This window comes from Bacteroidota bacterium (genome assembly GCA_041658205.1).
GTDB lineage: Bacteria > Bacteroidota > Ignavibacteria > UBA10030 > UBA8401 > UBA8401.
Genome location: JBBAAO010000001.1, coordinates 2,837,016 through 2,850,143, shown reverse-complemented (window position 1 = coordinate 2,850,143; position 13,128 = coordinate 2,837,016). Strand labels below are relative to the sequence as shown.

The window sequence follows — 13,128 nt, the reverse complement described above, 5'->3', positions numbered from 1 at the left end:
ATTATTTCATGACAATCATTTTTTTTGTATCAACGGTAGTCTTACCGCTGTTATTGCGTGCGGTCATTCTATAAATGTATGTTCCTGAAGCAATGTTATTGTTGGAAAATCCAACGCTGAATGTACCGGATTGTTTTGTTCCATTCACCAATGTGGATACTTCGCGGCCGGTGATATCAAATACTTGTATGGTCACATCGCTCATCTCGTTCAGAGAAAATCGGATGACGGTTGAGTTGTTGAATGGGTTCGGAAAATTTTGTTGAAGTGTCGATGTCATTGTTTTGGTACCTCCGTCCGCTACGGATGTTGTGTTTTGTTCTTTTGCCACAAATAACGTTTCTCCGGTTATTATGGCATATGGCGTTTGGATTGAAGTGGGGCGAAATTGCTCAATTCCGCTCTTAGTAATTGTGAATTGTGAACTTGTGGCGACTTTATTTGATGCTTGAACGTTCATCAAATCAAATCCCTGAGAATTTGCCAGCGTGGTCAGTGCGATGATTACTTGTGCAAAATATAAGAAGAAGTTTTTCATTGTGCTTGGCTCCATGCCATACATTTTGGCAATGCCAGTGCCACTGAAAAACCTTCTGATTTTATTGGGCTTTTTGAGGAATTTGTATTTTAAGGAGGCATTTTTTTACGAGATGACCGAAGAATTGTAGAATTTACAAATTTGAAAAAGTGCAAAAATCTCCCGTCTTTATTGAAGATTCTACACTTTACCTAATTGAAAATGGATTGAAAGGAGGGTGGAGCGGGTAAAAAAGATATTTTTGTCTTATATAGACCTACACAGCTGTCCAATATAAATGGTAAGTGAATACAAAATTGGCCGTAGCATCTCAACTTGGGCACATATATTTTGATAACAAGTAGGAAGACCCCTTTGTTGTTTTGTAGAGATCATAATAAAGTGCGTGGGTGCGAAATTTAGGAGGATTGAGCGAATGGGAAGGCGATGAATGACGGGACTTTTGATGGCGCGATTCGCGCCATCAACGGGCAAGAGCGAACAGGATTCATCGCGTGCGTTAAATTTCGCAAGGAGTTCTTTTGCTTCTTTTCTTGCTCCGTCAAGAAAAGAAGAGAGTAAAGAATCTTGTTGTTTTTATCAATGTATTTTGGACAAGTCTGATAGACCCAGTATTTTCTTACTTTTTGCCACTTAGCTAATTCTACCTCCAAGAAATATCTTTCAACACAGATTTTTGGAAATACTCTTTGTTTGGAAGAGAAAGGGGGCAGCATCGCACTGATCTATGAATCCGTTAGAGAATATGAGTCAAAACAATAGTGATGAATTGGAAACAGAATTTATTGTTGTGAAGGGATATTGGATAAACGTTAAGCGGACTCCATTACGGAGTGAATCAAGGGAAAAAAAAGCGACGAAGATCCGAATGTCTTACAGGTGGACATTCTCCGAATTAAAATGAAAAACGAGGTAATGCCGTAAAATAAAACGGTTCACAATATCAATAGTTTTTGGATTTTTAATACCGCTGTTATTGAAAAATTGAAAAGCTATATAAGGGTTTTGAGTGCGTTAAAATATCGAATGGGAAAGCGAAGGGGAAGAAACGAAGACGAATGAGAGTCTGTGTGTGCGCTATTCTTCTTTAAGATTGTAATGGTGGATTTTTGTGTAGAGTGTCTTAAGGGAAATGCCAAGAATCTTTGTAGCAAGATTCTTATTCCATTTTGTATTGATCAGAACAGTTGCAATGTGCTCTTTTTCCAATTCTTCCAGGGAGATAGCCGAACCGATTTTCTGTGCTCCGTTTCCGTTTGAAGATTGTTTCATCACAAGTTGCTGCGGCAATAAAAGATCTTTTGGCCGAATAAATTCATCATTACTTAGAATAATTGCCCGCTCAAGAACATTTTCCAGTTCACGGATATTTCCGGGCCAATGATATTCCTTTAATGCCTGTAATGCGTCGGGATGCAATTCCTTTTTTTCACGAAGCTTATTTTTTCGTTCAAGAATGCTTTGTGCAAGAAGTGGGATATCATCCTTTCGTTCGATAAGTGAAGGGAGATGCATCGTGATTACATTGAGACGATAGAGAAGATCCTCACGAAACCGTCCTGCTGTTACCTCATTAAAAAGATTTTTATTTGTTGCGGAAATAATTCGCACGTCCGACTTCAATGTTTTATTTCCGCCGACACGCCGGTATTCACCCAATTGAATAAATCTAAGAAGTTTCGGCTGGAATACCGGGCTAATCTCGCCGATCTCATCCAAAAACAATGTTCCGCCATTTGCAATTTCCACTAACCCTTGACGCATTGCACTAGCATCCGTAAACGCTCCTTTTTCGTGTCCAAACAGTTCGCTTTCAATCAATGTATCCGGAATGGAAGCACAGTTTAAGGCAACAAAAGGTTTTTCTGCACGGGGTGAGTTTTTATAGATAAAGTTTGCAAAGACCTCTTTTCCGGTTCCGCTCGCACCCTCCAACAACACAGTTGAATCACTCGGAGCAACTCTCTCTGCCAATTCCAAAACTTTTTGAAACTCTTTACTTTCACCGATCAATTGAGATGAATGTGTCAATCGTGAAATGGTACTCTTCATCACTTTCAATTCAATGAGCATTGCGCGTTGTTCCAGAGCACGATTCACCAAGGATTGTAATTCATCCACAGAATACGGTTTTGTTAAAAAATGGAAGGCGCCGAGTTTCATACATTCCACCGCAATGCGCACATCGTCGACGGCGGTGAGGATGATTACCTGCGTATCAATGTATTGCTGTTTAATAAACTGCAACACTTCCAATCCATCCACACGCGGCATACGGATATCGAGCAGCACGAGATCGAATATCTTTTCATGGAGTTTATTGATCGCATCTGCGCCGTCTTCAGCCGTTGTGACGGTGTGACCTTCCGTGACAAGGAAAGATTGCAGAATCATCCGGAAGTCATTTTCATCATCCGCAACGAGGATATTGGCACTATGTTTGGATTTTGCCATAAAATTATACTGAAATATAGATGTTTATCTTATGACCTGCAAAACTTAAAAAATCCATTCTGCGCTTAAGAAAAACGATAATTTTGTCTGAATCAAGAAGATTCGTTCCAATATAAAAAATCCCTCTTTTCTGGTGGAATAAGAGGGATCAATGGTGATAAGAGATGATATGGTGGATACTGCATTACCCAAAAATTTTCTCTAAATCATTTGTCACCGGCGTTTGTTCATTACTTGGAGTGCCGAGTGTCATCGGCAGCACAACGGTGAAAGCAGTTCCATCATCTTTGTTGGAAACAAATGAAACACTGCCAAGCAAATAGTGTTCAGTAAAAAGTTTTACACTATATGTTCCCAATCCTCTTCCTTCTCCTTTTGTGGAAAATGATCGTTGGAAAATCTGAAGTTGAATGTCTTCCGGAATTACTTCACTGTTCTGAACCGTAAATTGTACTTCCCGATCCTTTCGTTTACAAGAAATTCGAACAATGCCGTTAACCTTTGTTGCTTCAAGAGCATTTTTCGTAAGATTGACGATAACGCGACGCAACAACCGTTCGTCCGTTACAAAAATAAAATCTTCTGTTGATTGATCTGCGATAATGATCTTATCCTTTGAAGCCGCATGCAGTCGGAGAGCAATGGTAATGGAATCCAGAAATGATGTTGAATGGATCATTGTTGGAGATACTTTGGTGGTACCCTGTTCTGCATTTGCCAACTCTTTCTGCGACATAATTTGTTCGCTCAGATCACCGACAAGTCTATTGATGATGGGAGCATATTCCTTCGCCTCATCCGTTGAAGCATCTTTCAGCAACTCTGAATATCCAAGCAAACCGCCAACCATGTTCAGGATATCATGGAAGAATAACGTCTCGAGAACTTTTCTCCGTTTTTCATTTCCGATATCGGTCAATGAAAAAATTGTGAAAGATTCGTTGTTATAGGTGAGCGGTGTGGCATGAACGGAGAGATCCAATGCTTTGGTATCCGGGTCCGTAATGATTCTGCATTCATTGACAACTTCTTCACCCTGTTGACTTTTCAGAATTGCCTTGAAAGCACCGCACATTTTACAAAACTCAGATGTTCCGCATCCGCCGGGTGTGATATGAGAATGCTGGCATCGAAGTGCTTCACCAGGTCGTTTTCCTATGATCTCGTTTGCATCGACGGCATTCAAATATGTAACCAACGGCTGATTACAGAATACGATTTGTCGATGTGTATTTAATATCGTCACGAATTCAGAGAGTGAATCGGAAAAATATTGAAAAGGAAGCTGCTTGGTGAAGTATTGCGATTGTTTGTATAACTCTTCTATTGAAGAGCGTTGGCGAAGTGTTGAAGTAGTTGTTGCGTTCATGGTGTCCCCCCCGTTGAACTGTTATCTAGTAACACTGCAATCCTTATGCCGAGGAATTACTGCGAAATAATCTCAATTTAGATATGTTGCATAATTCCCATTTTTACCATTCTACAAATTACATTCCTAATAATTACAACATATAGGCATAACCGGAGTAAAATATCGCATATTTCGAATGGTTTTCGTGGCACCCCATTTGAACATTTCATATCATTGTGTATTACTTTTTATTGCTCGTTGAAGGGGGAACATTATGAGTTTGAAAGTACCAAAAAAAAATGAAAATGGCCGAACACATTTTTTAACCTACCGATCATCTGATATCCCTTTTCACACCGTAATTCTCTATATCATTTTCGGATTCGCTTGGATTTACTTCTCCGATCAACTCCTTTCCATTATCACAACCGACACGACAGTTTTTCAGACATTACAAACGTATAAAGGATTTATGTTCGTTGTGGTTACTGCATTTCTATTGTTCATACTTCTCAAAAGCAGACTGCGGGTGATGGAAACAGAACGGTTAAAAAAAATCCGTTCAGAGTATAAATTGACCGATTCAGAAGACCGGTACCGTTCTATGCTGGACAATATGATGGAAGGATGTCAAATTATCGGATTTAATTGGTGCTACATCTATATGAATGATGCAGCAGAAAAACATAACCGATGTTCAAGAGAGCAACTGTTGGGAAATCTCTATACCGACATGTGGCCCGGTATTGAATTGACAACACTATATGATGTCATTAAGCGGTGCATGGAACAGAGAGAAGTTAATCATATTGAGTACGAGTTTACATTTCCAGACGACACGAAAAGCTGGTTTGATTTAAGTATTCAACCAATTCCTGACGGTGTCTTTATTCTTTCCATCGACATTACGGAACGAAAACATGCAGAAATAGTTATTTCAAAACTCAATCGTATCAATCGCGTCATGACGAATATTAATCAATTGATTGTTCGGACAAGAGACATTGATGAAGTATTTCGAGAGGCGTGTTCCATTGCCGTGCAAGATGGAAAATTCTTAATGGCGTGGGTTGGTATTAAAAATGAAATAACGAATACACTTGATGTGGTGGCATCTGCTGGTATGGCTGAAGAATATTTAGAGTCGATTAATATCGATTTCAACGACAAGGCCCGGTCAAGCGGACCGACAGGTCTCACTGTTTCCAAAGGTGTGCACCATTTTATCTCCGATATCGAAAACGATCCTTCGATGGCGCCGTGGAGAAGCGCTGCATCGAAAGCGGGCTTTAAATCGTCAGCAGCATTTCCATTGATTCTTCATAGCAAAGTTGTCGGGGCATTTACACTCTATGCTGGAGAAAAAAATTTCTTTACCACCGACGAACGTACGTTATTGGATGAACTTGCCATGGACATTTCCTTTGCGATGGAAGTTACCGAAGGAGAACGTGAGCGTCAAAAAGTATATGAAGCACTGCAGGAAAGCGAAACAATTTTTTCGCAACTTATGGAGCACAGCCCCATTTACATTTTTTTCAAAGACGATCAAATACGCTCTCTCCGATTGAGCAAAAATTTTGAAACAATGCTCGGAAAACCAATCGAAGCAATACTCGGAAAAACAATGGACGAGTTGTTTCCTTCCACGTTTGCTAAAAAAATGATTGAGGATGATAAGCGGATTTTGAAGGAGGGAAAGCAGGTTGATATTGAAGAAGAATTAAATGGGCGTAGTTATAACACCATTAAATTTCCCATCTATCACAAAGGTACGGCCCGATATCTTGCCGGTTATACTATTGATGTGACAGAAAAGAAAAAATCGGAATCGGCATTGATTGAATCCATGCGATTCGCTCTTGCAACGGTCAATGCACTTTCTTCCCACATTGCAATTTTAGATGACAAAGGATCTATTATTACAACGAACAAAGCGTGGGATGAATTTGCTGAAGCCAATGGATGCCGTTCTGCCAATGTCGGTGCGGGGATCAATTATCTTTCCACATGCGATAATGCGCAAGGCAACAACGCAGAAGATGCAATTGCTATAGCGGCGGGAATACGTTCGGTCATTTCTAAAGAACGCGATGAATTCAACCTTGAATATCCTTGTCATTCATCCACGGAGCATCGATGGTTTTATGCAAGTGTTACCCGATTTCCGGGTGAAGGAGCTGTTCGTGTCGTTATTTCCCATGAAAATATCACCAGACGGAAAATTATCGAAGAAGCGCTGCGAGAGCGGGAGTTAAAATACCGACTGCTTGCCGATAATATTACGGATGTCTTGTGGATACTCGATTTGCAGCAAAAGCGGTTTAAATACTGCAGTCCGTCGGTGGAAAAATTACGCGGATACACCGTTGAAGAAATACTACAGCAGCCGCTGGAAAAAGCGTTAACGCCTTCTTCGTTGAAACTTCTTCAAGAATCACTGACAAGTGAATTGCAGAATTTTCTGGAGGGTAAGCCCGGCGCAGGATCATATCATATTGAAATTGAGCAACCGTGTAAAGACGGATCAACGGTCTGGACGGATATCAGTGCAACATTTGTTCGAAATGATCAAGGAGATGTTGACGTTATTGGTGTATCCCGCAATATATCCGAACGGAAGAAGATGGAGTTGATCATCCGAGATAACGAAGAACGATACCGATTGTTATTTGAAAACAGTGGCGAAGCAATTCTGCTGACACGTTTAAATGGAGAAATTTTGTCCGCCAATCCTTCAGCATGTTCAATGTTCGGAAGAACCGAAGAAGAGATTTGCGCAGTGGGAAGAGCAGGGTTGGTGGATATGAATGACCCGCGGTTGATTGCATCATTAAAAGAACGAGAGCTAACAGGAAAATTTAAAGGTGAATTGAACATGCTGCGTCGAGATGGGGCATCCTTTCCCGCCTATGTCACTTCAATTTCTTTTGTGGACGCGAAAGGAGATTTGAAAAATAGTATGACCATCACCGATCTGACAGAACGTAAGCGTGCCGAAAAAGAACTGTGGCAATCGCAGCAGATCTATAGAGAACTGGTAAACTCGATTGATGGTATTGTATGGGAATCAGATGCGAAGACGTTTCAGTTTTCGTTTGTCAGCGAACAAGCAAAACGTATTCTTGGCTTTTCTCCGGCGCGCTGGATTCAAGAACCGACATTTTGGATGGATCACCTTCATCCCGAAGACCGTGAGCAAACCGTTGCATTTTGTATTACTGCGACGAAGGAAAAAAGAAATCACGAATTCGAATATCGAATGATTGCTGCTGACGGGCGTGTTGTCTGGCTTCATGATATTGTCAATGTATCGTTGAAGGATGGCGAACCGGAAAAGTTGAGGGGATTAATGCTGGATATCACCTCCTCCAAACAAGCGGAAATCCAATTGCAGGAAAGCGAAGAACGGTTCCGCACGATAGTTGAAAATGTCCGTCAGGCGTATTTTGAGGCCGATAAGAGAAGCTTATTTACCTATTGTAATCCCGGATTGATGGTCATTAGCGGATATACGGAAAAGGAACTGATCGGTACAAGTTCACTCCGGTTGGTGGTCGATGAGCATCGTGATGGAGTTATTCATCAATATCGCACATGGATAAACGAACACCAAAAAGAGGCAACATGCGAGTTTCAAGTGAAAAAGAAAAATGGAGAAATATTTTGGGTGGAGCAGATTTCCCATCTGAATTATTCCGATGATGGAACACTAATCAGTGCGACAAATTTCTTACGGGATATCGATGAACGCAAACAGGCAGAAAAAGTACTTCGGCTTCGTGAATCTTATTTGACGGCTATTGTTGAGAACCAACCGGGTTTAATTTGGCTGAAGGATAATGATGGACGTTACCTTATGGTAAATCGCCTCTTTGCGGAAACCTGCAGTAAAGCTTCGCCCGCAGAATTGGTCGGCAAAACCGATAGAGACATTTGGCCAAAAGAACTTGCGGAAAAGTACATTGCGGATGATAAAAAAGTGATCAAAGATAAAATTGGAATTGTTGTCGAGGAACCTGTCATCGATCGTGATATTACAAAATTGTTTGAGACCTTTAAGACACCAATTTTTAATGATATCGGTGAAACGATAGGTACGACTGGTTTCTCCCGCGACGTTTCTGAAAGAAAGGAAACGGAGAAACAGATGGAAATGTTGGCGCACGCATTGCGGAGTATCAGCGAATGCGTCAGTATTACCGATATGAATGACAACATCTTTTTTGTGAATAATGCTTTTTGCTCTACCTATGGTTATGAACGGTACGAAGTAATTGGTAAACATGTTTCTATACTTCAATCCTCCAAGAACGACCCTGCAATAATTGCAGAAATTTTACCGAGCACGCTACAAGGGGGATGGCGCGGTGAATTATTGAATCGTCGAAAAAATGGCCAAGAGTTTTTTATTGAACTTTCCACCTCTTCCATTCAAAATGATCAAGGGGAAACGTTAGCATTGATCGGTGTAGCAAAGGATATCACCGAACGGAAAAAAATTGAAGAAGTTTTGGTTGAGAACGAATTGAAGTTGAAAAATATCATTGAAAATAGTACAAACGTCTTCTATATGCACGATGTTGACCATACTCTGCATTTTTTGAGTCCCCAGATTACACAATTGTTAGGGTACAATGTTGAGGAAGCATTAATTAGCTGGAGAGAATTCACAACAGATAACCCGGTGAACGAGAACGGATATCGATTAACGGTCCGCGCAATTGAGACTGGCGTAGCACAGCCACCGTATGAACTGGAATTGCACCATAAAAACGGCACAAAAGTCTGGGTTGAAGTGCGGGAAGCCCCATTGGTCCATGAAGGTAAAACTGTCTCGATTGTCGGTTCGTTGAACGATATCACAGAACGGAAACGGGCGGAGGAAATTTTAAAGGAGTCGGAGAAAAAATTCCGTTCAGTTGTGGAAGATGCCGTAGAAAATATTTTTACCATCGATATCAAAGGGCACTTTACGTATGCAAACCCGATCACGTTGCAATCAACAGGGTATTCATTTGAAGAACTGCGGCACCTTCGGTATTCTGACCTTGTAGAACCGAAATATAAAAATGCAATACAGCGGATTTATTTGCGTCAATATCAACTGCGAAAGGAATTTGTGACAACCGAATTTCCTTTCCGGACGAAAACCGGTGACATTAAATGGTTCAATCAAAATACCCGGCTGATTATTGAAAATGGGACCGTAAAGGGATTCTTTTCGATTGCTCGTGATGTTACAGAACGCCGAATTGCTGAAGAAAAACTTCGCGAAAGCGAAGAACGTTTGCGTCTGTCAATTCAGGCGGCAAATCAAGGATTATTTGATTTAAACATTCAAACCGGCGAAATGATTGTGAACCCCGAGTATGCAATCATGCTGGGATACGATCCTGCCACATTTGTGGAAACGAACTCGCTGTGGATTGATCGGCTTCATCCCGATGATAAAGAACGGACACGCCAAGCGTATATCAATTATATCTCCGGAGTGTCCAACGAATATCGAATAGAATTCCGGCAAAAAACAAAATCCGGCGCTTGGAAATGGATCCTTTCCCTTGGAAGAATAATTGAATATACGACAAACGGGAAACCTCTGAGAATGTTAGGCGCACATACGGATATTGACGATATCAAACGGGCGGAAGAGATGCAGGTGTTACAGACAACAGCACTTGAATCTGCTGCGAACGCCATTGTGATCACAGATCTGGATGGTCAAATTGTCTGGGCAAATAATTCTTTTACAAGAATCACCGGTTATTCGGTGGAGGAAGCAATCGGAGGGAAACCCAGTCTCTTAAAATCCGGTAAACAAACGCAACAGTTCTACGAGAAATTATGGAACACCATCAAATCCGGTGAGGTGTGGAGGGGGAATATCGTCAATAAACGAAAGGATGGATCATTCTATGACGATGAAATGACTATCACTCCGGTGCGCAACGCCAGTAACGTTATCACACATTTTGTTGCCGTAAAACAAGATGTTACGGACCGGAACATTGCCGTTCAACGAATGAAGGAACAGGCGATGCTTCTTGATGAAGCTCACGAAGCGATCATCGTACGAGATATGGATTATAGGGTGATGTACTGGAATAAAGGTGCTGAACGGTTGTTCGGTTGGTTAGCAACGGATGCCATCGGAAAAGATTTCCGTTCATTGGTCTATCTTGAAAAAAATGATTTCAGTAAGGAAATGGAACAACTCTATAAGGAGGGAAATTTTTCAGGCGAGTTCAAGCTGCGAACCAAACAGCTTCAAACCATTGTTGTTGATATTCGTTTTAATGTGATCAACGATGAAGAAGGAAATCCAAAATCGATCCTCTCCATGAGCAATGACATTACCGATAAGAAAAAAATCGAAGCGCAGTTGCTGCGAACACAACGGATGGGAAGTTTAGGAACGCTCGCCGGAGGAATTGCACACGATCTCAATAATGTACTTGCCCCGATCTTATTGGCAGTGGAATTTTTAAAACGGACTTATGTAAATGATAGTTCGCAAAAGATTCTCGAATCAGTCGAATCCAGTACCCGCCGCGGTTCGGAGATTGTGAAACAGATTCTGACATTCGCCCGCGGAGTGGAGACGCAAAAAATTCTTATTCAACCGCGACATTTGATCAAAGAAATTATCGGGATCTTCAAACAGACATTCCCTCGCTCCATCAAAATTAGCAGCGACATTCCAACCAATACTTGGACAATCATGGGTGATCCGACTCATTTTCATCAGTTGGTGATGAATCTGGGCGTGAACGCGCGCGATGCCATGCCGGACGGCGGTTCGCTCTCAATCACCGCTTCCAATGAAGTGATTGATGAACAGTACGTTCGGATGAATATTGATGCAGTTGTCGGGCGGTATGTTCAGTTTTCCATCAAGGATACAGGGATCGGAATGGCTCCTCAGATCATTGATCATATCTTTGAACCGTTTTTTACGACAAAAGAAATTGGTAAAGGGACGGGTCTTGGATTATCAACTGTATACACTATCGTAAAAAGTCATGGCGGATTCATTAAAGTGCAAAGCGAAGTTGGTAAAGGGACTACGTTTAATGTCTTTTTGCCCGCTACAGTTTCAAACGCTGTTGTTGCGGGAACGAAAGCACTGCAGCAGGACTATTTTGGAAAGGGAGAATTAATATTGGTGGTAGATGATGAAGCATCGATCCGTGATGTTACGAAATATACCCTAGAGCTTTATAACTATGTTGTTATTACGGCAGCAGACGGCGCAGAAGGAGTCGCGCGGTTTGCCGAACTGCACGACAAAGTTGCACTCGTCTTGACGGATATGATGATGCCGGTGATGGATGGGAATCATTTAATCACGGCACTACGCAGAATGAATCCAGATATCAAGATTATCGCTTCCAGTGGATTAATCGATAAACCAAAAAGTGTTGAGGGGGATAAAAATGCAGTGAATGGATTTATTGATAAACCGTATACAGCGGAAAAATTAATGACCATGGTATCGTCGGTCATTAAAGGGGTTCCCACGCAGCCAGAGTCCTAATGACGTGCCAGAACATAGGTGTAAAATCATTGCATGGTTGACGAGAGACCATGCAATGATTTTTTCATTTACATGCATCGTCAGTTACTTATTTTTGCAATCGGCAACGTGACGGTAATGGAAGTACCTTTATTCACTTCGCTGTTAATGGTAAGCGTGCCCCCGTAAAGTTCTGCAATAGATTTCGTAATTGTCAGTCCCAACCCAGACTCATCACGCCGGTATATTTGTTGCTTGTTGTCCATTAAGGATTCCACGCTGTCAATTTCCTCTTTCGACATCCCGCGGCCTTCATCACGGATTGTTAATTGAATGCCCTGTTGGTTCTTTTCAGAAGAGATATATATCGTGCTAGTAGGATTGGAAAACTTGCAGGCATTATCAACCAGTTCATCCATCATCTTTCCAAAATCAGCAGGAGAAATTTGTAATGCCGCATCAGTACAGGAAAGAACGATCGAATCTTTTCGGTCTTGTTCGCGGACATTTTCATGAACGATGGAATGAAGAATGTGAAGGTACGACGAAGTGACTTCCCGACGGAACGATGCAATCTTTTCATGGTCGGTCACCCACAATTGTAGCATGGCATAGTATAGAATATTTTCGTGTAAACGACTTAAGCGTTTTCCCGAACGATTGATTTTTTGCGCAGTTTTTTGGATTCTTTCCGGAGAGAAATCGTTTTCCGCAAGAAGGGATTGTGCGTGTTCGAGTATATCCATCACTAAAATATGCAGTTCATTGGACAGTAATACAATGAAGCCGGTTTGTGTCTTTTCTATTTTTGAATCGAGAAATTTTTGCCATAATTGTTTTTTCCGTAATCGCGTCCGCACGGCATTAATCAGATCATCCGCGCTGAAGGGTTTGGTGAGATAATCATCCGCACCAAGATCCATTCCTTTACGAAGATCGAATTGCCCCACATTTACACCGGTCATAAAAACAAACGGGACATTTCCCATCTCCGGATCTGTTTTTACCATGTTTAAAAGTTCATATCCATTCATGGAAGGCATTTGAATGTCGCAAAGAATAAGATCCGGCAGGATCGTTTTGGCCAGCGTCAATCCCTGTATTCCGTCTTCCGCCAAATATGTTTCATATCCGGCATCGGTAAGAATATCGGTAATGATATTTCGAAGATCGATTTCATCATCCACGACCAGGATTTTTTGTTTTTGTTCTTTCATGCAACACCTTTACAGTAAGTGAATGATTTGTGATGTTGTGTGAGGGTCC

At 41.4% G+C, this 13,128-nt stretch carries 5 protein-coding genes; 1 reads left to right on the top strand and 4 read right to left on the bottom strand.

The features are described from left to right. Position 1 precedes the first annotated feature (1 nt). From WDA22_11670 to WDA22_11660, 3 genes are all read right to left on the bottom strand, one after another. Positions 2–538 (bottom strand): T9SS type A sorting domain-containing protein, encoded by a 537-nt coding sequence (locus WDA22_11670; GenBank protein ID MFA5834121.1) that lies wholly within the window; start codon positions 536–538, stop codon positions 2–4. A gap of 1,077 nt (positions 539–1,615) precedes the next feature. Beyond that, positions 1,616–2,992: a sigma-54 dependent transcriptional regulator gene (locus WDA22_11665; GenBank protein MFA5834120.1), complete on the bottom strand. Its 1,377-nt coding sequence runs from the start codon at positions 2,990–2,992 to the stop codon at positions 1,616–1,618. A gap of 184 nt (positions 2,993–3,176) precedes the next feature. Further along, positions 3,177–4,361, bottom strand: coding sequence for a HAMP domain-containing sensor histidine kinase (locus WDA22_11660; GenBank protein MFA5834119.1), 1,185 nt, complete (start codon positions 4,359–4,361; stop codon positions 3,177–3,179). Between the two features lie 256 nt (positions 4,362–4,617). Here WDA22_11660 and WDA22_11655 point away from each other — a divergent pair, with 256 nt between their 5' ends. Continuing rightward, a complete protein-coding gene (locus WDA22_11655) occupies positions 4,618–11,883 on the top strand; it encodes a PAS domain S-box protein (GenBank protein ID MFA5834118.1) in 7,266 nt (2,421 codons plus the stop codon). Between the two features lie 80 nt (positions 11,884–11,963). Here the strand turns inward: WDA22_11655 and WDA22_11650 are convergent, their stop codons facing one another. Then, positions 11,964–13,079 (bottom strand): hybrid sensor histidine kinase/response regulator, encoded by a 1,116-nt coding sequence (locus WDA22_11650; GenBank protein MFA5834117.1) that lies wholly within the window; start codon positions 13,077–13,079, stop codon positions 11,964–11,966. Positions 13,080–13,128: the final 49 nt, after the last annotated feature.

What these genes read in the sequence shown, in the direction of transcription:
- WDA22_11665 (MFA5834120.1), bottom strand. Translation starts at nt 2,992, where the DNA reads ATGGCAAAATCCAAACATAGTGCCAATATCCTCGTTGCGGATGATGAA.
- WDA22_11650 (MFA5834117.1), bottom strand. Translation starts at nt 13,079, where the DNA reads ATGAAAGAACAAAAACAAAAAATCCTGGTCGTGGATGATGAAATCGAT.
- WDA22_11655 (MFA5834118.1), top strand. Translation starts at nt 4,618, where the DNA reads ATGAGTTTGAAAGTACCAAAAAAAAATGAAAATGGCCGAACACATTTT.
- WDA22_11670 (MFA5834121.1), bottom strand. Translation starts at nt 538, where the DNA reads ATGAAAAACTTCTTCTTATATTTTGCACAAGTAATCATCGCACTGACC.
- WDA22_11660 (MFA5834119.1), bottom strand. Translation starts at nt 4,361, where the DNA reads ATGAACGCAACAACTACTTCAACACTTCGCCAACGCTCTTCAATAGAA.